At 69.7% G+C, this 24,552-nt stretch carries 22 protein-coding genes; 11 read left to right on the forward strand and 11 right to left on the reverse strand.

Going from position 1 to position 24,552, the window contains the following annotated elements:
- Window positions 1-14: 14 nt before the first annotated feature.
- A complete protein-coding gene (locus BLV72_RS01115; RefSeq protein ID WP_093459641.1) occupies window positions 15-989 on the reverse strand; it encodes a GlxA family transcriptional regulator in 975 nt (324 codons plus the stop codon).
- Window positions 990-1,126: 137 nt separating this feature from the next.
- Between BLV72_RS01115 and BLV72_RS01120 the strand changes: the two genes are divergently transcribed.
- From BLV72_RS01120 to BLV72_RS01135, 4 genes are all read left to right on the forward strand, one after another.
- Window positions 1,127-1,765, forward strand: a complete 639-nt coding sequence (locus tag BLV72_RS01120; RefSeq protein ID WP_093459643.1) for an HD domain-containing protein — start codon at window positions 1,127-1,129, stop codon at window positions 1,763-1,765.
- Window positions 1,766-1,897: 132 nt separating this feature from the next.
- Window positions 1,898-2,836 carry an NADP-dependent oxidoreductase gene (locus tag BLV72_RS01125; protein ID WP_093459644.1) on the forward strand — a complete coding sequence of 313 codons (939 nt, stop codon included), beginning with the start codon at window positions 1,898-1,900 and terminating at the stop codon, window positions 2,834-2,836.
- Complete coding sequence (locus tag BLV72_RS01130) at window positions 2,833-3,165, forward strand: cupin domain-containing protein (RefSeq protein WP_093459646.1); 333 nt, start codon at window positions 2,833-2,835, stop codon at window positions 3,163-3,165. Before BLV72_RS01125 ends, BLV72_RS01130 begins: the two co-directional genes overlap by 4 nt.
- A gap of 425 nt (window positions 3,166-3,590) precedes the next feature.
- Window positions 3,591-4,016: a carboxymuconolactone decarboxylase family protein gene (locus BLV72_RS01135; protein ID WP_093459647.1), complete on the forward strand. Its 426-nt coding sequence runs from the start codon at window positions 3,591-3,593 to the stop codon at window positions 4,014-4,016.
- A 25-nt stretch (window positions 4,017-4,041) separates the two neighbouring features.
- Here the strand turns inward: BLV72_RS01135 and BLV72_RS01140 are convergent, their stop codons facing one another.
- The 3 genes from BLV72_RS01140 to BLV72_RS01150 all read right to left on the reverse strand — a co-directional run bounded on the left by BLV72_RS01140 (window position 4,042) and on the right by BLV72_RS01150 (window position 8,214).
- Window positions 4,042-6,453, reverse strand: coding sequence for a SpoIIE family protein phosphatase (locus BLV72_RS01140; RefSeq protein WP_093459649.1), 2,412 nt, complete (start codon window positions 6,451-6,453; stop codon window positions 4,042-4,044).
- A gap of 108 nt (window positions 6,454-6,561) precedes the next feature.
- Window positions 6,562-7,329: a meso-2,3-butanediol dehydrogenase gene (budC, locus tag BLV72_RS01145; protein WP_093459650.1), complete on the reverse strand. Its 768-nt coding sequence runs from the start codon at window positions 7,327-7,329 to the stop codon at window positions 6,562-6,564.
- A 42-nt stretch (window positions 7,330-7,371) separates the two neighbouring features.
- Window positions 7,372-8,214, reverse strand: a complete 843-nt coding sequence (locus BLV72_RS01150; protein WP_093459652.1) for an oxidoreductase — start codon at window positions 8,212-8,214, stop codon at window positions 7,372-7,374.
- Between the two features lie 316 nt (window positions 8,215-8,530).
- Between BLV72_RS01150 and BLV72_RS01155 the strand changes: the two genes are divergently transcribed.
- The 6 genes from BLV72_RS01155 to BLV72_RS01175 all read left to right on the forward strand — a co-directional run bounded on the left by BLV72_RS01155 (window position 8,531) and on the right by BLV72_RS01175 (window position 14,873).
- Entirely contained in the window at window positions 8,531-9,415 is an 885-nt protein-coding gene (locus BLV72_RS01155) for a helix-turn-helix domain-containing protein (RefSeq protein ID WP_093460008.1), read from the forward strand.
- A 56-nt stretch (window positions 9,416-9,471) separates the two neighbouring features.
- The gene (locus BLV72_RS01160; protein ID WP_093459653.1) at window positions 9,472-10,341 is read left to right on the forward strand and encodes a helix-turn-helix transcriptional regulator; all 870 of its coding nucleotides are present in this window, start codon (window positions 9,472-9,474) and stop codon (window positions 10,339-10,341) included.
- Between the two features lie 193 nt (window positions 10,342-10,534).
- Window positions 10,535-11,929: an amidohydrolase family protein gene (locus tag BLV72_RS01165; protein ID WP_093459655.1), complete on the forward strand. Its 1,395-nt coding sequence runs from the start codon at window positions 10,535-10,537 to the stop codon at window positions 11,927-11,929.
- A gap of 112 nt (window positions 11,930-12,041) precedes the next feature.
- Window positions 12,042-13,160 carry an MFS transporter gene (locus tag BLV72_RS01170; protein ID WP_244320541.1) on the forward strand — a complete coding sequence of 373 codons (1,119 nt, stop codon included), beginning with the start codon at window positions 12,042-12,044 and terminating at the stop codon, window positions 13,158-13,160.
- On the forward strand, window positions 13,127-13,273 hold the full coding sequence (locus BLV72_RS49235) for a hypothetical protein (RefSeq protein ID WP_244320542.1): 147 nt from the start codon (window positions 13,127-13,129) through the stop codon (window positions 13,271-13,273). Before BLV72_RS01170 ends, BLV72_RS49235 begins: the two co-directional genes overlap by 34 nt.
- A 112-nt stretch (window positions 13,274-13,385) precedes the next feature.
- Window positions 13,386-14,873, forward strand: a complete 1,488-nt coding sequence (locus BLV72_RS01175; RefSeq protein WP_208905451.1) for an aldehyde dehydrogenase family protein — start codon at window positions 13,386-13,388, stop codon at window positions 14,871-14,873.
- 210 nt (window positions 14,874-15,083) lie between these two features.
- Here the strand turns inward: BLV72_RS01175 and BLV72_RS01180 are convergent, their stop codons facing one another.
- The gene (locus BLV72_RS01180) at window positions 15,084-16,442 is read right to left on the reverse strand and encodes an MFS transporter (protein WP_093459656.1); all 1,359 of its coding nucleotides are present in this window, start codon (window positions 16,440-16,442) and stop codon (window positions 15,084-15,086) included.
- Between the two features lie 304 nt (window positions 16,443-16,746).
- Between BLV72_RS01180 and BLV72_RS01185 the strand changes: the two genes are divergently transcribed.
- Window positions 16,747-17,499 carry a GntR family transcriptional regulator gene (locus tag BLV72_RS01185; protein ID WP_208905452.1) on the forward strand — a complete coding sequence of 251 codons (753 nt, stop codon included), beginning with the start codon at window positions 16,747-16,749 and terminating at the stop codon, window positions 17,497-17,499.
- 59 nt (window positions 17,500-17,558) lie between these two features.
- Here the strand turns inward: BLV72_RS01185 and BLV72_RS01190 are convergent, their stop codons facing one another.
- The 6 genes from BLV72_RS01190 to BLV72_RS01215 form a co-directional block, all read right to left on the reverse strand.
- Window positions 17,559-18,710, reverse strand: coding sequence for a thiolase family protein (locus BLV72_RS01190; protein ID WP_093459658.1), 1,152 nt, complete (start codon window positions 18,708-18,710; stop codon window positions 17,559-17,561).
- Complete coding sequence (locus tag BLV72_RS01195) at window positions 18,707-19,105, reverse strand: Zn-ribbon domain-containing OB-fold protein (RefSeq protein WP_093459659.1); 399 nt, start codon at window positions 19,103-19,105, stop codon at window positions 18,707-18,709. The genes BLV72_RS01190 and BLV72_RS01195 overlap by 4 nt, the downstream gene beginning before the upstream one ends.
- Before the next feature lie 17 nt (window positions 19,106-19,122).
- On the reverse strand, window positions 19,123-20,325 hold the full coding sequence (locus tag BLV72_RS01200; RefSeq protein WP_093459661.1) for a CaiB/BaiF CoA transferase family protein: 1,203 nt from the start codon (window positions 20,323-20,325) through the stop codon (window positions 19,123-19,125).
- The gene (locus tag BLV72_RS01205; RefSeq protein ID WP_093459662.1) at window positions 20,322-21,479 is read right to left on the reverse strand and encodes a zinc-binding dehydrogenase; all 1,158 of its coding nucleotides are present in this window, start codon (window positions 21,477-21,479) and stop codon (window positions 20,322-20,324) included. The genes BLV72_RS01200 and BLV72_RS01205 overlap by 4 nt, the downstream gene beginning before the upstream one ends.
- Before the next feature lie 19 nt (window positions 21,480-21,498).
- Window positions 21,499-22,995, reverse strand: a complete 1,497-nt coding sequence (locus BLV72_RS01210; RefSeq protein ID WP_093459664.1) for an aldehyde dehydrogenase — start codon at window positions 22,993-22,995, stop codon at window positions 21,499-21,501.
- Between the two features lie 109 nt (window positions 22,996-23,104).
- A complete protein-coding gene (locus BLV72_RS01215) occupies window positions 23,105-24,448 on the reverse strand; it encodes an MmgE/PrpD family protein (protein WP_167746231.1) in 1,344 nt (447 codons plus the stop codon).
- Window positions 24,449-24,552 lie beyond the last annotated feature (104 nt).

Consider the following 24,552-nt stretch of genomic DNA (forward strand, 5'->3'; position numbering starts at 1 on the left):
ACATCGCCCTACCGTTACCCCGCGTTGGCTCGGCGCGCTGTACTGAAGCGGCGCTGATAGGCGGCGGGACTGATCGACAATTGCCGAACGAAAACTCTCCGCATGCTCTCGTAATTCGGGAACCCGGCAAGGGATGCCGTCCGCGTTGCGGTATGCCCTTGGTCCAGTAGCGCTTTCGCCATGCCGAACCGGATCATCTCCACATACCGGGCCGGCGTCGTGGACAGCTCGTCGTGAAAGAGCCGCGTGAGATGCCGAGGGCTCACATTGAGGTGCTTGGCGAGTTCGCCGAGTGAGTATTTCCCCCCGGGATTCGCCGTGATCAAGTCGGTGAGTTTGCGGAGGGCCGGAGATCGGGGCGGCGGTCCTTGCAGTGGGGCGGAGAATTGTGACTGGCCGCCCGAACGCTGCAAATAGACCACCAGGGCGCGGGCGACATCGCGGGTCAGATCAGGGCCGTGATCCTCCTCGACGAGTGCCAGTGCCAGGTCGATGCCCGCGGTCACGCCCGCCGAGGTGTAGGTGGTGCCGTCACGGACGTAGATCGCGTCGGGTTCGACGCGGCTGGCCCGGCAGCGGGCGGCGAGCTCGTGCGCGACCTTCCAGTGCGTGGTCGCACGCTTGCCGTCCAGGAGGCCGGCGGCGCCGAGGATGAATGCTCCGGTGCAGATGGACCCGACCCGGGCGGCCCTCACCGCCAGCGTCCGCACGGCCTCGATCAGCTCACGGGGGACAGGTGTGCGCGGGTAGAGGTCTGCGCCGACCACCAGGAACGTGTCGGGAGCAGGCGCCGTGGTGGCGGCGGCGTCGACCGCGATCCGGATCCCGTTGGACGAGGTGACATCGGTACCGGTCGGTGACACCAGCACGATCTTGTAGTCGGCACCGAGCCCGTTCGCTTCCGCGAATACCTCCGCGGGGCCGGCGACGTCCAGGAGTTTGGCCCCGTCATAGACGAGGATCGCGACCCGATGCGTGGCGGAGCCCACACCCGGGCCGCTCGCCTGTCCGGATTCGGGTGACTCATGGCCGGACCGAGGCGGCGCCGGACACCGGGTGGTCGGCACTGTGGAAGACGGACGCACCGTCCATTCGTAGCACACCGATATCGAAAGGCGCAGAGGTCATGAGCGAGATCATCGCGGGGGTGGAGATTCCTGAATCGGCGGCGGTCGCCGAAGCCACCCGCCTCATGCAGAAGATGACGAGTCCCCTCATCTACGATCACTCCCGGCGGGTTTTCGTCTTCGGCGTCATTCATGCTCGCAGGCTCGGTTTGGAGCCTGACCCGGAGCTTCTCTATCTGTCCGCCATGTTTCATGACACCGGCCTCTTGACGCCGTTTTCCGACGCAGAGCAGCGCTTCGAGGTCGATGGAGCCGACCACGCACGTAGGTTCATGCTCGACCGCGGTTTCCCGGCCACGGCCGCCGACGTGGTGTGGACGGCGATCGCGCTGCACACGACTCCGGAAATTCCCGGGCGGATGGGCCCGGAGATCGCCATCACGCATTTCGGGGTTCTGACGGACGTGCTCGGCTTGGGTCTGGACGAGCTGGATCGCGACCAGGTGGACGAGACCATCGCCGCCCATCCGCGGGGCGACTTCAAGAACGAGTTTTTGCGGGCCTATGTCGACGGACTGAAGTACCGTCCGGAGACCACGAACGGAACCGTGAATGCGGATGTGCTGGAGCACTTCGTTCCCGGCTTCCGCCGCACCACCACGGTCGAGCGCATCATCGGCGCTCCCTGGCCGAGCTGATCAAGGCGACGGGCACGGGCCCGCACGGTCCGATCACCGCGTACCGCGGGGTCATCAATCCCGGCGAACTCGTGCGCGTCCGAGCTGTCACAGCAGGTGAGAGCCGCTTCGCTCCTCCCAGTAAGGACCTTTATGCAGGCCATCACTGTGCGGGACCGTGATGCCGGTCTCGCCGGGCTGTCCCTGACGGACATGCCCTACCCCCATGCGGCCGAGAACGACGTCATCGTGCGGGTTTACGCCGCGGGCTTCACCCCTGGTGAGCTGGACTGGCCCGCCACGTGGACTGATCGCGCAGGCCGCGACCGGACGCCGAGCGTGCCCGGGCACGAGTTGTCGGGTGTCGTCGAAGAGCTGGGGTTCGGCACCACCGGCCTGAGTGTCGGCCAGCGGGTGTTCGGCCTGGCTGACTGGGCCCGCAACGGCTCGCTCGCCGAGTACGCCGCGGTGGAGGCCCGCAATCTCGCGCCGCTGCCGGCGGACATCGACCACACCGTGGCCGCCGCGCTGCCGATCTCCGGGCTGACCGCATGGCAGGGCCTGTTCGATCACGGCCGCCTGGCCACGGGCCAGACCGTCCTGATCCACGGTGCCGCGGGTGGCGTCGGCTCGATCGCGGTACAGCTCGCCCGCGGGGCCGGCGCCCGCGTCATCGGCACCGGCCGCTCCGCCGACCGGGACACGGCGCTCGCGCTGGGCGTCGACACCTTCCTGGACCTGCAGACCGAGAAGCTGGAGGATGTCGGCGAGGCCGACGTCGTGTTCGACGTGATCGGCGGAGACATCCTCGACCGCTCGGCCGCCCTGGTCCGGGCCGGCGGCACATTGGTCACCGTCGTCATGCCGCCCAAGGTCCAGCCCAAGGACGGGCGGGCCGTCTTCTTCGTCGTCGAACCCGACCGCGCCCGGCTCACCGACCTCGCCACGCGGGTGAGGGACGGCCGGCTCGAGCCGGTCGTCGGCGCCGTACGGCCACTCACCGAAGCACCCGCCGCGTTCGCCCCCGCCACCCGTACCCCGGGCAAGACGATCATCCGCGTCGCGGAAGACGGATCAGGAGACCCCTCGTGACCGGAGTGCGGATCGCCGGTGGCCTGCTGGCCGTCGCCATGCTGACCGCGGCCACGGCCTGCACCGCCTCGGAGCAGTCCGTCCACGCCAAGACACCCACCGCGGCCGTGACATCGAAGCATCCCACCGAAACCGTCAAGCCCCTGCACCAGCAGGCCCTCCCGAATGTGAAGGGCAAGACGTTCACCTCGGTGGTCGTCGACTTCCCGCGGCCGGGCGCGCGCCACGTCCTGACCGAGAACACCAGCCGGACCGAACGGGCCAAGCTCCTGGTGGTCTACGTCTCCAACACAGGAGACAAGCTCAAGGTCGACGACCGGCAGTCATAGCCAACGCCGCCACGGCCGTACTCACCGCGGACCAGGTCTTGGCAATCGCCTGAGCCGGGACCGGTCCGCGAGTGTCTTGGGGGATGCGCCGTTGGCGGGCGATTCCAGGGGAGCGACGCCACGATGAGCCACCGCTCCGACCCTGGGTGCGGCGCACCCGGGAAGAGACCGGCCTGGTTGCCCCTTGCCGGAGAGGCGCAGTGTGGAGACAGCCGGGGCCGCCTCGGTCCCCTTCGCCTTCGGGAGCGTGCCGCGCCGCGACTCCCTCTCATCCCCCTGACGCGGTTCGCCGGTCCGGGCGCCGCCGGGCTCCGGCCCCCTGGACCGCCTCCCGGATCGGACAGAGGCCGCTCTCGGCGCGCCGGGCCGGAGCTCCCTCACCCCTACGAACGGCAGCTGGACGGGTTGCCGGGAACGGAACACTCATGAACGCTGACGAGAACAACACCGACGAGGCCCGCAGGCGTCGTTTCGAGCACGGCACGGAGGTGCTGCGCCGCGTGGACGGCGAGGGCGGTCAGAAGGTCATCGACTCCCTCGCCGACGTATCTCCGGAGCTCGGCCACCAAGTCGTCTCGTGGGCCTTCGGCGAAATGTACGACCGCCCCGGACTCGCCCCGCGTGACCGTCAGCTCGTCACGCTCGGCATGCTCACCGCCCTCGGCGGTTGTGAACCTCAGCTCGAGGTTCACATCAACGCCGCTCTCAACGTCGGTCTCACCCCTGAGCAGATCGTCGAGGCATTCCTGCATTCCGCGGTCTACTGCGGCATGCCCAGGGCTCTCAACGCCACCTTCGTCGCCAAGAGGGTTTTCGGCGAGCACGGCCTGCTCCCCGTCGCCACCGGGTGAGCCCGAAGGAGCCCCGGGCTCACGTCTACACCGTCATCGGCTCGGCGGCCAGCCGCTCCTCCGCCCAGATCGTTTTGCCGGATTGGCCGTAACGGCATCCCCAGCGCCTGGCGAGCTGGGCGACGAGGAACAGACCGCGGCCTCCCTCGTCGCTGGTACGGGCACGGCGCAGGCGGGGTTGGGTGTTGCTGGAGTCGGTGATTTCGCAGATGAGCGTCTCATCGCGGATGAGGCGCAGGCCGACGGGGCCACCGGCGTAGCGGATCGCGTTGGTCACCAGTTCGCTGACGATCAGCTCGGTGACGAAGGCGGCCTCGTCGAGCCCCCAGGCGGCGAGCTGGTGGGTGGCCGCGGAGCGGGCCTGGGCGACGACGGCGGGGTCGGCGGCGAATTCCCAAGCGGCCGTCGCGTCGGGTGCCAGGGCACGGGTGCGGGCCAGGAGCAGGGCGATGTCGTCGCGGGGCGACGGGTCGGCGGTCTCGGCGAGCACGACGCGGCCGAGGGCGTCCAGGGGACGGTCTCCGCGGCAGTGTGTCGCGAGGCGGTCGATCAGGCGCCGGAGGCCGGCTACCGGGTCGTGGTCCGCGCCCTCGATCAGTCCGTCGGTGTACAGGGCCAGGACACTGCCGGGGGGCAGCTCGAGGGTGGTGGTTTCGAAGGGCATGCCGCCGACGCCCAGGGGCGGTCCGGGAGTGAGCTCGATCAGGCGTGCGGTGCCGTCGGGAAGGACCAGGACGGGAGGCGGGTGCCCGGCGGTGGCCAGGGTGCAGCGGCGGGTGACCGGGTCGTAGAGGGCATACAGGCACGTGGCGGCGATGGGGTCTTTGTACGTGGGGTCGGTCTCGGCAGTGAAGTGGGTGACGAGGTCGTCGAGATGGGTGAGCAGTTCGTCAGGGTCCATCTCGAGGTCGGAGAGGGTGTGGATGGCGGTCCGGAGACGGCCCATGGTGGCGGAGGCGCGCAGGCCGTGGCCCACGACGTCGCCGACGACGAGGGCCGTGCGCAGTGAGGGCAGGGGGATCGCGTCGAACCAGTCGCCGCTGACCTCGGCTCCGTCGGCGGCGGGCAGATAGATGCCGGTTGTCTCGGCCGCCGCGGTGTCGGTGGCCCTCCGGGGGAGCAGGTGATGCTGCAGAGCGAGCGACGCGCGGTGCTCGCGGGTGTAGCGCCGGGCGTTGTCCACGCTGAGCGCCGCCCGGGAGGTGATCTCGGTCAGCAGGTCCGCGTCGCCTTGCTCGAAGGGGGCGGGCTCCTCCGTCCGCCAGAGGGTGACGGTGCCCAGCACGAGGCCGCGCGCGAAGAGCGGGGCCCACAAGGCCGAGTGGCCGTGCTCGGGAAGGTACCGCTCGTCCGGTTCCTGGTTGTTGACCAGATCGATCGCTCTCTCCGGGTCGAGGATGACGGCCCCGCCGTGCTGGAGGCTCCGCAGGCCGGGTGTGTCGCGGTAGGGCGGGATGGGCGCGCCGGGCTGGAGGAGCGCGTCGGGCCAGGGCTCGACGGCCGAGGCCAGCGCGGCGCGGCGCAGGTGTGGATCTCCCGCGCCGACCAGCTTGGGGGGCTCGTCCCCGTGGAACACGGCCTCGGCCAGGTTTACCCAGGCCACGTCGCCGAGCGCCGGGACGAGGACGTCCACGAGGTCCTGAGCGGTGCGTCGCACATCGAGGGAACGGCCGATACGGGCCGAGGCCCGGTGGAGCAGTTCCACGTGCTGGTGAGAACGGTGCTGGCCGCCGGTGTCGGTGATCAGCGCGGCGACGCCGGCCGGACGCCCTCGGGCGTCCTCCAGCCGGACAGCGGACAGCGAGGAGGACGATTGCCGGCCGGGGGCCCGCTGCGATGGGCTCGGCCGCGGCTCGTGCCCGACCAGCGGTACACCGGTGGCCAGCACTCGGTGCAGTGCGCTGTCCACGGCCCCGGCGTCCGCCGCGGACAGCCCCGCACCGTGCCGGAGGTCAAGGGGCGTCCCCGGTCCGCCGAACCTCTCGGGCGTGATGTTGGTCCGCACGAGCCGCAAGTCGGCGTCGTGAATGCTGATCCCGATCCGGTCCTGAGCGAGCAGCGCACGCAGCAGAGCCGCGCCCTGCGCCGCGTCGCCGACCCAACGGGCGGACGCGGCCAGGACGACGAACCCGGACCCGGTCTCCAGCGGCAGTATCTGGAAGGCGACCTCGATGTCGTCGCCGGACCGGTGTCGGAGCCGGGCCCGCCCCGCCTTCGGGACGTGGGCGCGGTCGGCCACGTCCCGAAGGCGCCCGTGCGAGGTGTCGGCGAGCAGGTGCCCGACCGGCTTCCCGCAGACCTCCGCGGCACTACGGTCCAGCAGTTCCGCCGCCGCACCCGACCAGTGCAGTACGGTGCCGTCCCGGTCGAGCACGGCCGCCGCGACGGTGTCCCAGGAGAACGGCAGGACGTCGGCGTGCTCGATGGAAGATGCCATATCTTCCCCCTCGTCCTGAGAACTCCAGTATGAGCGACACGGACGGGTTTGGAGTATGTCGGGAACTGAGGGCACGCACCGGGGCGGCACTGGTGGACGCCGAGTGGCTTACTTGCCCCACTCGGGACCGCCGTCGGTGCAGGTCTGGCCACCGTCGACGGGGAGCGTGACGCCGGTGACGATGGCGGCCTCGTCGCTGGCCAGGTAGGCCACGGCGGAGGCGACCTCATCGGCCTGGGCGGCGCGCCGCAGGGGGATGCGCTCCCACGCCTTTTCGAGGAGGGCGTCGTCGTCCATGATGGCGTCGACCATTTCGGTCACGGTCAGGCCGGGGCAGACCGTGTTGGCGCGGACGCCGTTCTTCCCTTCGTCACAGGCGATGGAGCGGGTGAGGTTGGCGACGGCGGCCTTGACGGCGTTGTAGCCGGCATGGGACCAGCCGCCGCCGAGGGAGGAGACGGATCCGATGTTGACGATGGATCCCTTGACGGCGCGCAGGTGGGGGAGAGCCGCGCGGGTGGTGTAGAAGACGCTGCTGAGATCGGCACCGAGGCACTTGTGCCAGTCCTCGTCGGTGGTGTCCTCGAGGGTGCCGACGAGGTTCATGCCGGCGGCGTTGACGAGGGTGTCCAGGCGGCCGAAGCGTTCGATGGCCGCGGCGATGAGGGCGTCGCAGTCCTCGCGGACGGAGACGTCGGCGGGGAAGACCAGCAGGCGGTCGGCGGGCATGTTCTCCGCGGCCTTCCGCAGGCGCTCCTTGCGGCGGCCGGAGATGACGACGCAGGCGCCTTCGTCGAGGAGGCGGCGGGCGGTGGCCAGGCCGATACCGGAGCCGCCGCCGGTGATCACGGCGACCTTGTTCTGGAAACGGTTCATTGACAGTGATCCTTTGAGGGGTGATTTCCGGTAGGAGCGAGGTCAGGCCGTGGTGGGGAAGTCGGCCCCGCGGGCCGTGCTCTCCCAGGTCCCGAATTCACCGCGCAGATCGTCGAGCTTGGCGACAGCGGCGTCATAGGCGATGTTGCCCAGCAGCAGATGGCGTGGCGGTGTCGGGGCGGTGACCGCCACTTCGATGGCCTGGGCAGCGCGTGCCGGATCGCCGGGCTGGGTGCCGACGGAGGCGTTGTAGTCGCGCCGGGCCTGGCCTGCGGTGGCGTCGTAGTCCGCGATCGGTGTCTGCGTCTCCTGAGAGGAACCGGCCCAGTCGGTGCGGAACGCGCCCGGCTCGACGCACATGACGTGGATGCCGAGCGACGCGACTTCGCTGTGCAGGGACTCGGAGAACCCTTCGACCGCGAACTTCGTGGCGCAGTAGTAGCCCACGGCCGGATGGCCGAGGAGGCCGCCGACAGACGTCAGATTGACGATGGAACCGGAGCGCCGGGCGCGCATGCCCGGCAGCACGGCACGCACCATCCGCGAGACCCCATGGAAGTTGACGTCGAAGAGCTTCTCGATCGCTGCCGGGTCGCTCTCCTCGATCGCCGCGAAGTAGCCGATACCGGCGTTGTTGACCAGGACGTCGATGTGTCCGAAGTGCTCCTCCGCGCGTCGCACGGCCTCGGCGACACTGCTGTCGCTGGTGACGTCGAGCGGCAGGATGAGGGCGTCCCCGCGCTCCGCCAGATCCTTGAGCTGCTCGGTCTTGCGGGCGGTGGCCACGACCCGATAGCCCTGATCCAGCAGGTGAGCCGCGATGCTCCGGCCGAAACCGGTTGAGCAGCCCGTCACCAGCCAGACCGGTGTATCCGGTGTGTTCATGGTCGGTATCCCTTCGTGTGAATCCGCACCGGCTGCCGCATTTCGTTCGCCGCCGTGTGCGCACAATCGAGACTCGCGGCTCGGGTCGCGCGGATGAAGGCCAGGTATTTCCTGGGTGCGCCATACCCAGGCGCGGTGATGCGGGTCGGCCGGAGCACGTCCGGGCCAGTGGACCCCGATAGGGCGCAGGGACGATGATCTCGGTGTGCCGGGGAGGGGCGATGAACCGTCGTCCGGGCCCGCCCTTTTTATCCTGGGAGCATTAGGGCCACTCTTCCGCCGCTACGTGGCGATGGGCGCGGCGCAGAATGGCGGTATGGATCACATCGTGGAGCTTGGAGCATTCCTGCGTTCGTGCCGTGGCCGGCTGGACCCGGTCGCCGCCGGAATGCCGAGGACCGCGCGGCGCAGGGTTCCCGGGCTGCGCCGTGAGGAACTCGCCCAGCTGGCGGGCGTCAGTGTCGACTACTACACCCGCCTGGAGCAGGGGCGCAGCCGTACCGCGTCGCCCGAGATCCTCCAGGCGCTGGCGATCGCGCTGCGCTTGAACGACACCGAGCACGCACATTTGTTTGATTTGGCGAATCGGCGTCCCGCCCAGCCCCGCCAGGTCGGGTCCGCCCCGCCCGAGCGCATCAGCCCGGCGGCCCGCCAGCTGCTCACCACGCTCGACGCGGCCTACTGCCCCGCGTTCGTCCTGGGACGGCACACCGCCGTGGTGGCCACGAACCCGCTGGCTCGTGCGCTGATCGCCGACTTCGACGCCATGCCCGCGCATGAGCGGAACCAGGCCCGGTTCGTCTTCCTCGACCCCGCCGCGCACACGTTGTACGCGGACTGGGAAGCCGTCGCCGCGGACACGGCCGCGATGCTGCGCATGGACGCGGGGCGCCACCCCGACGATCCGCGGCTTGGTGAGCTGGTCGTGGAACTCGCGGCTCACAGCGAGTGCTTCCGCGAGTACTGGGCCGAGCGCCGGGTGCACGAGCGCACCGAGGGAACCAAGCGGTACCACCACCCGGTCGTCGGTGACCTCACGGTGACGTACCAGGCTCTCGCCCTGCCCGGCGGGACCGACCAGACCCTGTTCGTCTACACCACCGAGCCGGGGTCGCCCTCCGAGACCGCCCTACGGCTCCTGGCGGCATGGTCGGGGGAACCCCTTGCCGACAGCGGTGCCCGGACGATACCGCAGAAGTAGGGAGATCTATTGATCGCTTCAATACGGCCGGCGGCCCATTCCTCTAGCCTGGCGATATGAGCGATACAACGCCGTTGGGCGCCTTCCTCAGAGCACGGCGCGAAGCCCTCACCCCGCAGGATGTGGGCCTGCCGGCGGGCGGTCGACGCCGTGTTCCGGGGCTCCGCAGGGAGGAGGTCGCCCTGCTGGCGGGGGTGAGCGCGGACTATTACATGCGGATCGAGCAGGGCCGGGAGAACAGCCCCTCGCCCCAGGTCATCGACGCTGTGGCCCAGGCGCTGCGACTGGATGACGAGGCCACCGATCACCTGCGCAGGCTTACCCTCGGCCGGCGCGAGCGCCGTGGCTCGGGCCAGGCGGATGTCAGTCCGCAACTTCTTCAGCTCATGGACAGCTGGCCTCATGCTCCGGCCTTCCTTCTCGGCCCCGCGTTGGACGTGCTGGCGGGCAACGCCCTCGCCACCGCGCTGCACAGTGGCTTCGAGCGGTTCGACAATCTCGCCCGTATGGTGTTCGCCGACCCGGCGGGCCGCGATTTCTACCGGGACTGGGACAGGGCCGCCCAGTCCTGTGTCGCGGAACTCCGTGCGGCCTATGGGTACGACCCCGAGTCCCCGCGGATCGCCGAGGTCGTCGAAACCCTCTCGGCGAGCAGCGGTGAGTTCGCCGAGCTGTGGGCCAGGCATGAGGTGAAGAGCAAGTCCCAGGAGGGAAAGAACCTCAGGCATCCACAGGTGGGCGACCTCGAGATCCAGTTCTCCGCCTTCACCGTCAACGGCGCCCCGCACCAGCAGCTCGTCGTCTACCAGGCCGAACCGGCGAGCCCGACCGCGGACGCGTTCGCGCTGTGGCACTCGCTGGCCGGGAAAGCCGCGGCCGCGGACCGCGATATGACCCAGCAGGATCTCGCTCCCACGCAGAAGTAACCCCACTTCCGTCATCGGTTTCCGGGCCCCCTCACCACCGGGGCCCGGCTGTGACCGCGTCCGTCACGCCGCGATCGTGGGTGTGGGACTCCCGGGGAAACGGCGGCCTGGTTGCCCGTGCTGGGCGGGACGAAGCTGAGTCCAGAAGCAGTGCCGCGCGGACCCACCGCCCCGGCCACGAGGAGGACGCTTCATGGACGTCAACGACACGACCAGCGCCGCCGCGCTCGATCAGCTGCGCCACCAGTCCGCCGACCCACGACGGCGCATCCTGTTCACCGGCGCGACCATCGTCACCATGGACCCGGCACTCGGCGTCCTCGACCGCGCCGACCTGCTCGTCGAGGGCGACACCATCGTGGCGGTCGGACCCGACCTGGGCGCGCGTGACGCGGTGGTCGTCGACGCCACCGGCGCGATCCTCACCCCCGGTTTCGTCGACACCCACCGGCACGCCTGGGAGGCGCAACTGCGACGGATCATGCCGGACGTCGACGACCTCGGTGGCTACGTCATGGCCACGCTGGCCGGATACGCCACGGTCTACCGGCCCGAGGACATGTACATCGGCACCAAACTGGCCGCCCTGACGGCGATCGACAGCGGCATCACCTGCATGCTGGACTTCTCCCACAACTCCCGCACCCGCGAGCATTCCGACGCCGCCATCCAAGCCCTCCTCGACACCGGCATCCGTGGTGTGCACGCCTCCATGGGCCCGCACTTCGGCGACTGGGATCGGCAGTGGCCCGGCGACCTGACCCGGCTCAAGGACCGGTACTTCAGCAGCGATGACCAGTTGCTGACACTGCGCCTGGCCACGCTGGCCACCGAGGAGATCGCCGGACCGGCCCTCGCCTACGGACCCCAGCTCGCCCGAGTCGCCCAGGAGTTGGGCATCGGGGTGAGCGTCGACGCGGTCTTCGGCGCGTCGTCCTCCGAAGCCGTCCTGCGCTGGGCGAAGGACGGCATCCTCGCTCCCGACGTCACCCTGATCCACGCGACCGGCCTGACCTCCGAGGCATGGAGCGCGATGGGAGAGTCCGGTACCACCGTGGCCCTCGCTCCCACCTCCGACGCACAGATCGGACTGGAAACCGCCATCCCGGCGGTCGATGAGGCGCTGGCCGTCGGCATCCGTCCCGGTCTGAGCATCGATGTCGAAGTCGCCCTGGCCAGCGACATGTTCACCCAGATGCGGGCGCTGCACGCCATCCAGCGGATGCGCGCGGTCAACGCGGTTTACGACACCGATCGACAGCCGTCCCGCATCACCACCCGCGACGTCCTGGACTTCGCCACCCTCCAGGGCGCCCACACCAACGGGCTGGCCGGGGTCACCGGCTCACTCACCCCCGGCAAGAGGGCCGACCTGCTGGTCATCCAGGCCGAGGACCTGAACAACATGCCCCTCAACGACCCCATCGGAACCGTCGTCCTGGGGTCCGACGCCCGCAACATCAGCGCCGTCCTCGTCAACGGCGAACCCCGCAAATGGAACGGCCAGGTCCTCGACGTCGACCTGCCCGCCCTCCGGGACCAGGTGCGCGCCTCACGTGAGCACGTGCTGAGCACTCCCGTCGGCTGAGCGGCACTCTCCCACCATCGCCGGTGGCTTCTGGTCATTTCTCGCCCGGCGGCGCCCACCTCGCTCTGCGCACCGTGCGGCCAACCGGCCACGCGCCACATCTGGAGTTCTCGTGTCCCTCCCCACCACCTCTCCCGGACCGTCCGTACCAGTGGCCAGTGCCCCGGAGCAGCCCCCGGCCTGGGCGCCTGCCGCGGCGACCATCGCACTGCTGACCACACTCGGCGTCCTGGTCGTCGGCCAGATGTACACGGTCCTGGCCATGCTCCACCCGATGGCGGACTCATGGGCCACCACATCGGGGCAGGTGACCTGGACGGCCACGGCGTTCGGCTTCGCCTACGCGACCGGATTCCTGGTCGCCGGGCCGCTGGCCGACCGTTACGGACCACGCGCAGTGATCAGCACCGGACTGGTGGCGGCCACGATCGCCACCGCGGCGGTCAGCGCCGCCCCCCACCTCGCCTGGGGCATCGCCCTGCGCGTCCTGCAGGGACTGACGGCCGCGACGTTCACGCCCGCCGCGTTCGCCTATGTCGCCCACCACATCGCACCGCATCGCCGGGGCATCGCTCTCACCTGCGTCACCAGCGGCATGCTCGCCGCCGCCGTGCTCATGCAGATCGGCGCCCAGGCGGTCGAAGCCGCACTGGGCTGGCGCGCGGTCTTCCTGCTCAGCGCCGCGCTCATCGCCCTGGGCCTGTTGCCCGTGCGACGCATCCTGCACTCCACACCGAGCCGTCAGACCAGCGGCGGTCTGCTCCAGGCATTCGCCGCGATGCCACGGCTGCTGCGCCGGCCGCGTCTGGTCGCCCTGTACGCGTCCACCATGACCTTGATGGCGGCCTTTGTCGCCGTCTACACGGCGGTGGCCATCGCCGGGCCGCCCGGTATCGCCGGACGCTCCTCCGCCATCATGACCCTGCGGGCCAGCGCGTTGCCCGCCATGGTCGCCATCCCCCTGCTCGCCTCCGTCCTTCAGCGCTTCCCCGCACCGCTGCGCATAGTCCTCGCCATGGCCGTGGCCGCCGTCACCGTCGCAGCGGGATCCCTGCTCGGCGGCCATACGTTGCTGCTGGCGCTAGCACTGCTGCTGTTCGTGGCCGCTGTCGCGGCGGCGGCACCCGCCGTCGTCGAGACCGTCAACGCCACCGCCCCCGCGCGCGCGGCGCGGCCGTGGCTCTCTATGCCTGCAGCATGTTCATCGGCGCCAGCCTGGGCCCGCAGCTGACCGGTGCCCTCACGGCCCAGGGGTTCGGCGGCATCCTGCGCATCGCCGCCGCCGCGCTTCTCCTGGGCATCGTCCTGGCCCTGCCGACGCTGCGCCACCAACGCTCCGAATGACCACCCCGGCCCCCACTTCCCCCGTATGAAGGGCAGCGACATGCCAGACCTCCAAGGGACCACCGAAACCCGCACTTCCAGCGGCGTGCTCGTCACCACCGGTGGCTTACCGATGAGCGAGCGCGCCCGCGAGCTGGGTGCGGGCGTCGCCCGCACCTATATCGATGGCGCCTGGCACGACGCCGTGACGGATGAGCGGTGGCAGCACCATCACCCGGCGAGCGGCGAACCGGACTTCACGGTCTGCGTCAGCTCCTCCAACGAAGTCGACCGCGCGGTCCGCGCCGCCCGGCGCGCCTTCGACGAGGGACCCTGGGCGCGGATGACCGCCCGCGAACGCAAGCTGGCACTGCGTCCGCTCGGTGACCTGATCCGCGCCCACGAGCGTGAGTTCGCCCGGCTTCAGTCGCTCGACAACGGCCTTCCGGTCACCGTCGGCGGCGGATTCCGGTTCTCGGCGCACTTCGCCGCCGACGTCTTCGAGTACTTCACCGGCTGGATCGACAAGCTCGACGGTCTCGCCCCGCCCGTCTACACGGAACAGATCAACAACCAGTTGATCACCGTCAAGGAGCCGGTGGGCGTTGTAGCGGCGATCACCCCGTTCAACGCGCCGGTGATGCAGTTCGCCCAGAAGGTCGCGCCCGCCCTTGCCGCCGGCTGCACGGTGGTCTTCAAGCCGTCGGAGTACGCCAGCAACGTCGCCGCGCTCTACGCACGACTCATCGAGCGGCTCGATCTGCCGGCGGGTGTGTTCAACCTGGTTCCGGGAACGGCGAGCACGTCACAGGCCCTGGTGGCGCACCCGCTGGTCGACAAGGTCGCCTTCACCGGGCGTCGCTCCGTCGGCGAGCAGATCCTCACAGCCGCCGCCCCCGGTCTCAAACGCGTGCAGCTGGAGTTGGGCGGCAAGAGTCCGAGCATCGTGTTCGACGACGTCGAAGACGTCGGCCGGACCGCGCAGTACGCGATGAGCCTGGTCTCCATGGGCCTGTCCGGACAGCTGTGCTCGACCCAGACCCGCGCGCTGGTACATCGGTCCGTGTACGACGATTTCATCGCCGCCGCGGCCGAGCAGATCAAGAAGGTCCACCTGGGCGACTCGTTCGATCCGGCCGTCACCTCCACTCCGCTGGTGAACCCGGCCGCGGCCGATCGGGTCATGCAGCTGATCGAGGGTGCGATTGCCGAGGGTGCGCGGCCTGTCATGGGCGGAAACCGGATCACCGTCCCCGGGGGTGGCAACTGGGTCGAGCCGACCCTGTTCACCGATGTCACCCCCGACATGGAAATCGCCCACGAGGAGGTGTTCGGCCCGGTGCTGGTGGCCATCCCGTTCGACACCGAGGAGGAGGCCATCCGCATCGCGAACGATTCCGAGTACGGTCTGTCGGCCGGCGTCTACACCCGCGACACCTCCAGGGCGGTCCGCGTCGCTCGCCGGCTGCGCACCGGGACGGTCGGCGTCAACAGCCTCTTCGTCGCCACCCCGACCGCCCCGTTCGGCGGCTACAAGACCTCGGGGCTGGGCCGGGAAGGCGGCCGTGACGGCCTTGAGGGTTATCTGGAGACCAAGACGATCAGCATCCCGCTCGGCTGACCAGGCCGCTCCGATGGAGCCCTTGGAGCCGCGCCGGGTGGCCGTGGGGGGAAGGCCGGATGCGCAATGGTGCGCAGCCCGCTGGGCCTGGGGAGTGGCCGGGCGACACACTTCCCAAGCCCGTGCGCGCCGGTCGCGTCGCAGACACCGGAGAGCTCGCCGGAGGAGCTGCCTCCTGCGCGGGGAGCGCAGGGGGAGCGTCCGCCGGGATCAGCCGGCGGCGGCCTGCGTCGTGGCTCCCGGCCCATGGGCGGGTTCCCCGCGCTCGGAGAGATCGGCTCCGAGGGTTTCGGGCAGGTAGCGCAGGAGCGCCACCGAGGCGATCAGCGCAACGCCCGCGATGTAGAAGGCCGGGGCGAAGGCGATGCCGGTACCGGTGGCCAATGCTGCCGCGATCAGCGGCCCCGGGCCGCCGATCACGGCCTGGGCGAGGTTGAAGCCGATGGCGCCGCCGCTGACGCGGGTGTGGGGTGGGAAGAGCTCAACGAGCAGTACGCCCAGCATGACGTTCACCAGCGCCTCGAATGCGGCGAACAGCGTCAGGCCCACGAGGGAGAGTCCGACGTCGCCGGTTCCGATGAGCAGGAAGCACGGGACGGCGATGACGCCCAAGCCCATGCCACCGGCGACCACCGTCCTGCGGCGGCCGATGCGGTCGCCGACCATCCCGGCGAGCGGGCAGAGGAGCGAGTAGAGGACGAGTCCGGCGACCGTGAGGAGTAGAGCGTCCGTCTTGCCCCAGCCGACCACGGTGGTGAGGTGGGTGACGACGTAGACCGCCAGGTAGTAGAAGCCGAGGCCCGCCATGGCGGTGCAGGCGAACACCAGGGCGATACGAGCCATGCCATGCCGGCCGAGCCGGCGCACGGGATCCTTGGCGACTTGCTGCCTCTGCTCCAGCTCGCGGTAGACCGGCGTGTCCTCCAGCTTGAGTCGCATGTACAGCCCCACGATCGACAGCGGGGCCGCGAGCAGGAACGGGAGGCGCCAGCCCCAGGCGCTCGCCTGGTCGTCGGACAGCCACGCGCTGATGGCCAGCGCGGTGAGTCCGGCCAGCAGGACTCCCAGCGCGGCGGTCGCCGAGATGACGCTGCTCCACAGGCCGCGGCGTGCCCGTGGTGCGTACTCGATCAGGTAGGTGGCCGCGCTGGCGTACTCGCCTCCGGCCGAAAAACCCTGGAGACAGCGCAGCAGGACGATGGCGACGGGCGCCAGGACCCCGATGACGCCGTAGGTGGGGACGAAGGCGATCAGGGTGGTGGACCCGCCCATCAGCAGGACGGAAAGAGCCAGCGCGGGCTTGCGCCCCGCGCGGTCGGCGAACCGGCCGAGGACGAAGCCGCCCGCGGGTCGCACGACGAAGGCGACGCCGAACACCGCGAGGGCGGCCATCAGCGAGCCAGTCGGGGAGTGCGACGGGAAGTAGAGCTCGCCGATGGTGACCGCGAAGAAGCCGTAGATGGCGAAGTCGAACCACTCGAGCAGGTTCCCGGCCGCCGACGCGGCGAGGATTCTCCGTGCGGATGCCCTGCGGACGGTGACCGCCGAGGCGGTGTGAAGGGAGTTCATCGTTGAAGTCCTTGTTCGAGACGCAGATGAGTCGGACGACGGGGGCCGGTGGTTTCACGGGGACGGTGCACAGCTCTGGCTCTTCGTCCCGACACCATGAACTTCTGAAATTTGTACGTACGTTTTTGGACTGTAGGGACGGCGTGGGATGCACGTCAACCGTTCTGCAAGCGTGAAAGGCGATGGTGACCCTGTGGGGCACCTTGACTTGCTTGTTAATTGGTCCGTACAAGCTCTATTCTGGGTGCGGTAGGACGCAGCCGGCCCGGTGTGAGCGCCGGGCCCCGGACAGGATGAGACCCCAGTGACGGACAAAGAGCAGCCCGCTTCTCCACCGCGCAAGACGCCCGCGTACCGCCTGCTCACCGACGCGCTGCGCGCGGACATCGAAGCGGGCGTGTACGCCCAGGGGCGCAAGATGCCCACGGAGGAGGTGCTGCGGACCAGGTACAACGTCAGTCGGCACACCGTCCGTCAGGCGCTGCAGACACTGCTGACAGAGGGGCTCATCTACCGGGTGCAGGGCAGCGGGACCTATGTGAGCGGACGGCAGTCGTCCGGCCGCTATCTGCGCTCGATCGGTTCGCTCGACGAGATCGTCGTCTGGCCCCATACGGAGACCGAGGTGCTCGAGCGGTTCGCCACTCAGGTGGATCCGCCGATCGCGCAGCGTCTTGAGCTGCCCTACATCGAGGTGAGCCGGGCGCTGGTCCGCCGGTCCTTCAAGGGGGTGCCGTTCGTGCTCACCCGCCACTACGTCGCGCCGGAGCTGGGGGACACCCTGCGGGCGGAGGGCATCCCCACGAAAGGAGAAGGAACGGTCATCGGTTCCGCGGAGCCGTTCCTGGAGCGACCGGTCGCCGGTGCACGCCAGGACATCACGGCGATGAACGCCCCCGCCGAGGAAGCCGAGTTGATCGGCTGCAAGCCCGGCGACGCCATTTTGCTGATCGAGCGCCTGTACTACGACACGGCGGGCAACTTCGTGGAATTCACCGCCTCCCATTTCAACCCGCGCCGCTACGGCTACCGTATGGAGCTTCGCCGCGCTCAGTGAGCCCGGTGCGGCCGACCGGGTCGGCTCGCACCGGTCCATCGGGTCATCGGGTCATCGGGTCATCGGGTCATGATCACTGTGGTGACCGAGGCTCCGTCCGTGCCGCTCACCGACCCGCCCTTGCAGTAGGCGAGCCCCGTGCGCGCCCCCTCGACCTGCCTGCCCCCGGCCCGGTCCGTCAGCTGCCAGAACAGCTCACAGATCTGCGCCACTCCGGTGGCGCCCACCGGGTGGCCCCGGGAGAGGAGGCCCCCGCTGGGATTGACCGGGAGCCGGCCTCCGAGGCTGGTGTGTCCCGCCTCGGTCAGCCGTGCTCCCTCTCCGCGGGGCAGCACGCCGAGTCCTTCCAGCCGCACGATCTCGGCGATGGTGAAGCAGTCGTGCATTTCGACGACGTCGATCTCGTCGGCGCCGATGCCCGAGACGCGGTACGCCTCTTCACCCGCCCGTCGTGACACATCCTCCTCGTTCACATCGCCGAGTCCGGTCTGGACGGTGCCGCTGACCAGGGCGCAGCCGGCGACCTTCGGCGCGGAGGCGACCCCCAGCCGTCGCAGCCCCGCCTGGCTGGCGACCACTACCGCGGCAGCGCCGTCGCTGATCGGCGAACAGTCGAGAAGCCCGAGCGGCTCCGCGATGGGGCGGGCCGTCAATATGTCCGCGAGCGAGACCGGCTTCTGGTAATGGGCATACGGGTTCATGACCGAATGGGCGTGGTTCTTCACCGCGACCATGGCTATCTGTTCGCGGGTCGCGCCGTAGTCGGCCATGTAGCGACGGGCGCTCAGGGCGTGCCCGGCGGCGAAGACGAAGCCGGACGCGGCGTCGAGGTCGCCCGCGTCGGGCTGTACGCCACCCTTGATGCGGTCGGTCATCTTCTCCACGCCGAGAACGAGTACGAGATCGTAGAGACCGGCGCCGACGGCGATCCATGCCTCTCGCAGCGCGGTGGCACCGCTGGAGCAGTAGTTCTCGTGGTTGCTCACCGGCTTGCCCGCCAGGCCGATGCGGGCGCCTATGCGTTGTCCCGCGACGGGGCCGCCGAAGACGTGACCCACGTACAGGGCCTCGATGTCGGCGGGTCCGACTCCGGCGTCGGTCATCGCCCGGCGTGCGGCGTTCGCGCCCATGGTCTCGAGCGTGACCTCGCGCGGATACTTGCCGAAGCGGATCATTCCCGCGCCCGCGACGTGGACGGGGGCCAGTGTCATGACGCCTCCTCGGCACGGAAGACGAACATCATCGATGTGTCATCGGGGTTGTCCACGGGGCGTGTTCCCAGCTCTACCGTGGTGCCGACACGCACCACGTCCGGTGCGATGCCCTCGACCCGCGCCAGTACCCGGACCTCGTCCTCGGGCAGGTCGATGTAGGCGAGCACATAGGGGGTCGCGAGACCGGGCGGTGCTTGGCGCACGACGGCGTAGGAGTAGATCTCGCCGCGGCGCGACAGGGGGACCTGGTCTCCGCTGGGGGCGCCGCACGAAGGACAGACGTCACGGGGTGGGAACGCCTTGTTGCCGCAGTCAGGGCAGTGTGAGGCCAGCAGGGTGGGCGGGTCGGCCGTGAAGACATCAGGCCGGAAGGAAAGGACGGACTGTCCCATGGGGTGTGCCTCCGCTTCTAGATGACGCCTGCCCGGCGCCAGCGTGCGAGGTCCTGCGGCGTGGCCTCGGCCAGCTCACGCAGTACCTCCTCGTTGTCCTCGCCGAGCTGGGGAGCGGAATGGGGGAGGGGCGGCTCATAACCGTCGAGCAGCGCCGGTGTGCGGATCATCCGCCGCGGGCCGGCGTACGCGTCGTCGATGTCGAGGAACATGGCGCGTGCCGCCAGGTGCGGGCACTCATAGATCTCCGGCACCGTCTGTACCACGCCCGCGGGCAGTCCGATCTCGGAGAACCGCGCGACGACCTCGCCGCGGGTGCGCGAACGGGTCCACCGTTCGGCTTCCGGACGTATCAGTGACGAGAAGTTCTCGGCTCGCGACAGCACCGAATCGAGCTTCGGATGACTGAGGAGATCCTCACGGTCGATCGCCACACACATCCGGCGCCACATTTCGTCCGTGGGGATGATCAGGGCGACGTACCCGTCGCTGGCTTCCAGGGAACCCAGCGGGGCGTAGCCGTCGACTCCGCGGCGGCGTTCCTGGCCGGTGAAGTCCCAGAGCATGAGCTCCCGTTCGAGCAGCGAGGCCGTCGAGTCGTACATGCTCTGGTCGACGAAGGTGCCCCGTCCGGTGACGGCCCTGCCCCGCAGGGCGGCGAGCACCGAGAACGCGGCGTGCACGGCGGTGAAGAGATCGGCGAAACCGGTGATCGTGGGCAGCGGCGGTCCGTCCGCTTCACCCGTGACCGCCATGAGACCGCCCATGGCCTGGATCGCGGTGTCGAACGCGGGCCGGTCGGCGTAGACGCCACGGTGATCGGCCGAGCGGCCGTAGCCGCTGATGGCACAGTAGATCAGCCGCTCGTTGTCCTGGCGCAGCACCTCGTACCCGAGCCCGAGCCGGTCGACCGCGCCGGGACGGAGGTTTTCCACGATGACATCGGCACGGGACGCCACCCGGCGGTAGACGTCGCGGCCCTCCTCGGTGGTGAGGTTCAGGGTGACCGACCGCTTGTTGCGGTTGTAGCTGAGAAAACCGCCGCTGAGCCGGCCGTTCTCGTCCTCGATCAGGGGATCGTAGGACCGGCGCGGGTCGCCGGTGCCCGGACGCTCGATCTTGATGACATCGGCGCCGAGGTCGGCCAGCATCATGGCGCAGTAGGGGGCCGCGATGTACTGGCCCATCTCCAGGACCACCAGCCCGTCGAGCGGCCTCATGTCGACACCTGGGCCGCAGTCGCGTGGGGGACGAGCACGGGCTTGATGTCCTGTTGGGCGCGCATGCGGGTGAGCGCCTCGGTGGCCTGCTCCAGCGGGTAGCGGTGGGGTACGAGCGTGCCGAAGTCGTAGCGGCGCCGGGTGTTCCTCATGAACTGCAGTGCCTTGCGGTACTCGGCGATGTGGCCCGACCAGGTGCCCATGATGGTCAGCTGCTGACGGGTGATGAAGCCGGGGCGCACCGGCACTTCCTTGCCCGGTCCGTCGATCTGGCCGGTGACCATGTAACGGCCGCCCTCCTTGATCATGCCGAGCCCTTCGGTGAACGCGGTCCGCGCACCGGAGAATTCGAAGACGACATCGGCTCCCCGCCCGCCGAGCAGCCCCCGGACGGCGTCGATACGGTCCCGCGGTTCGGGGGCGTCGGCGATGGACACGATGTCGGTGGCGCCGAAGGAGGTGGCGATCTTCAGCCGGTCCTCGGGGGCGCCGATGGTGATGACCCGTTCGGCGCCGAGGTGGTCGGCGAGCGCGGTGGCGAACAGCCCGAGGGGGCCGGAGCCTTGGATGACCACGGTCTCCCATGGGTTGAGCCGGCCGATCCGGTCGAAGGAGTGCACCACCGTCCGCAGGGCACAGCTGGCGGCCGAGGCCCACTCGGTGGGCACCTCGTCCGGCACCTTGACCCGCCCCGAGTTCGGGAAGACGTAGCAGTACTCGGCGAATCCGCCCACGAGGTAGGGGGCTTCGGCGCAACTGGTGAACATGTAGTACTGCCGGTTCGCGCACAGCGTCGGCTGGTTGTCCAGACGGCAGTGTTCGCACTGGTTGCACGACGCGTGGGTGAAGCAGATCCGGTCGCCCGCCCGGAGCGGCTGACCGAAGGTGTCACGCTCCGCGCCCTCGCCGATGCGGACCACGGAGCCGACCATCTCGTGTCCGGGGATCACCGGCAGGCTGAGGGCCTGGCTGCCGGCCAGCGACCCGTCCCACAGATGCAGGTCGGAGCCGCAGACCGTGGCGGCCTCGATCTTGACGAGCAGGGCTCCCGGCTCCAGCTCGGTGGGAATGGGCAGCTCCCTGATCTCCAGGGGCTCGCCGTGTGCGGTGAGTACCGCGGCGCGGCTGGTCTTGGGAACAGTCTCGATCGACATGCCATCACTCCTTGATTGATCAGCCGAGCTTGAACGGGTCGCGGCTCGCACCGGTCAGCTCGACCCAGACCGACTTCGTCTGCAGATAGGCGTCCAGGCCCTCGAGCCCGTTCTCCCTGCCGATACCGCTCTGCCGGAAGCCGCCGTACGGCACGTTGTAGGCGAGCACGCGGTAGGAATTGATCCAGATGGACCCGGCGTTGAGCTGGTGGGCGACGCGGTGGGCGCGCTGGATGTCGCGCGTCCACACCGCGGCGGCCAGGCCGTAGGCGGTGTCGTTGGCGATCCGGACGGCTTCCTCCTCGCTGTCGAAGGGGATGACCGACAGCACGGGACCGAAGATCTCCTCGCGGGCGACCCGCATGTCGTTGCGCACACCGGTGAGGATCGTGGGCTCGAAGAAGTACCCGTCGCGCAGGTCTTCCCCGGTCGGCCTGCGTCCGCCGGACACCAACGTGGCTCCCTCGCCGAGGCCGATCTCCACATACGAGCACACCTTGTCCAGCTGCCCGTCGAAGGCGATGGGGCCCACTTCCGTGGCCGTGTCGAGTGGGTCACCGAGCCTGATCGTCTTGATGCGTTCGGCCAGCTTGCCGACCAGTTCGTCGTGGATCTCCCGGGCGACGAGCAGCCGGCTGCCGGCGATGCAGGTCTGCCCCGTCGCGGCGAAGATGCCGGCCATGACCCCGTTCATGGCGGCTTCGATGTCGGTGTCGGCGAAGACGATGTTGGGGGACTTGCCTCCGAGTTCGAGGGTCACATCCGCGATGTGCTCGGCGGCCGCCTTCATCACGGCCGTTCCGGTCGCCGTGGAGCCCGTGAAGGTCACCTTGGCCACTCCGGGGTCGGCGGACAGGGCGGCACCGGTCGCTCCGGCACCGGTCACGACGTTGAAAACCCCGTCGGGGAATCCCGCTTCCGCGACGAGTTCAGCGAACTTCAGGGTGGACATCGGGGTCTGCTCGGCCGGTTTGGCCACGAACGCGCATCCGGCGGCGAGCGCCGGTGCGAGCTTGCTGGCCAGCAGGTACAGCGGGCTGTTCCAGGGCAGGATGGCGGCCACCACGCCGATCGGTTCCCGACGGGTGTAGGTGAGGAAGTTGGTGTGCGGCGAGGGGATCGTCGCCCCCTGGATCTTGTCGGCGGCTCCGGCGAAGTACTCGTAGGTCGCGGGGAGCCCCGCCATATGGCCCCGGGTCTCACGGATGACCTTGCCGTTGTCCGTGGTCTCGATCTCGGCGAGTTCCTCCGTGTGCTCGGCGATGAGCTGCCCCAGGCGCCGGATGAGGTTGCCCCTCGCCGAGGCGGACATCGTGCCCCATGGCCCGCTCAGTGCGTCGGTCGCGGCCCGGACGGCCTTGCGGACGTCGGCCGCCCCACCGAGCGGAGCCCTCGCCCATACCTTCCCGGTGAACGGGTCGACCGTCTCGAAGGTCTCTCCCGTCTCGGCGTCCACCCACTTGCCACCGATGTACATCTGCCGGTACTCGACGTCACCGGCTCCACGACGTGACATTTCAAGCTTCACCTTCCCGCGGCGCGGCCGCGTCCGTTCTGTGTCCGAGGAGGAGGCCCGCATTCGTCGCGGCCCCCTGCCGGGGGTTCTTTCTCGGTATCCGGAAGTTTCAGTGGCGTGAAAGGACCGCTCCCAGGAGCCCGTCCAGGCTGTTCGCCTCCGGCAGCGCTGCGACGGCGGCGAACAGGGCCTCGAGCCCTTCCTCGGTGAACCCGGTCTCCGGCCGTAGGCGCCGGGCGTTGTCCCGCACCTCAGCCGAGTCCCAGGACAGTTCCTCGGAGGAGTCCTCGATCGCCGTCCGGATCTGCCGTCCGTCGACCAGCGTGAGCGTCGCGGCGGCCGTCTTCGGCGGGCGGCCTGGCTCCGGGACGATGACGATGCGCTCGACCAGGTCGAGCAGCGTCGGGTCGTCGAAGCGGGTCAGTGCCGCATAGGTGATGTGCCCTTCGGCCAACGCGACGGCGATGCCGAACCGCACGCTCATCAGCGTCTGTGCCACCTCCTGGAAGGGTCCGCCGGTTCCCACCCCGGGATAGACGGCCTCGCGCTCGTTCATCCGCACGACCAGCGAGGCCACCTCTGCCGGTTTGACGCCATGCGTGGTGGCGAGCCGTGCCGCGACCAGGGCCGGTGTCTGGTTGAACGCGCAAACCGGGTAGGGCTTGAAGGTGACGTCCAGGATCCTCCAGCGGCGGCCGAGTTCGGTCGCCAGCTCATCCGGCTGTGGAGCCCGCCCTCGGACGAAGCAGTCGAGGAACCCGGCCTGCCCCTCTATCGCGCTGGTTGAGCCCCGCGCTCCGGCCTTGGCCAGTCGCGCGGCGAGCAGGCCGTTCATGGCGGCCACACCGGTCTGGTAATGCCATTCGTCGGTGCCGGCGGCGAACGGTTCGCTGCCGCCGCCCGCGAAGGCGGATGCCAGGCTCAGGGCCGAGGCGAGAGGTGAGGCTCCCAGGCCGAGGGCGCGTCCCGCCGCCGCGGCCGCGGCCAGCGGGCCGAACAGGCCGGTCGCCCGGAACGGCGGTGTGGTTTGCTCGGTCAGTGGGTCGGAGATCGCCGTACCCACCTCGTAGCCGGCCAGCACCGCGGCCAGGAACGTCGGGCCGTCCACGCGCTCGGCCTCCGCGGCCGCGAGAGCCGCGGGGATCGTCGCCACCCCGGGGTGGAACGTTCCGTGGGTGTCCTCCTGAGCGCGGGCGTGCAGCAGCGCGCTGTTCGCGAAGGCGGCGAGCGGCGCGGCCGCGGTCCTGCCGGAGGCGAGCAGGTGAGCCTCGCCGCTGTCGCCGTCACCGAGTGCCGCCTCCGCCGTCTCGCCGAACCCGACCCCCGCCCCGGCCGCACCGACGACCAGGGCGTGCACGAGGCAGTCCTGGGCACGCGCGACGACTGCCGCGGGCACCTGGTCGAGTTCGATCCCGGCGGCGAAGTCGCCGAGCCGTTCCACCACGCCCGTCATGCCGCGCCATCCACGGCTGACGGGCCGATTCCGCTGCCCCACATGAGAAGTCCTTTCAGGCAAAGGGAACATGCATCACGAAATGTCGACACCAGTGCGACATG

The sequence above is a fragment of the Streptomyces melanosporofaciens genome (assembly GCF_900105695.1).
Classification (GTDB): domain Bacteria; phylum Actinomycetota; class Actinomycetes; order Streptomycetales; family Streptomycetaceae; genus Streptomyces; species Streptomyces antimycoticus.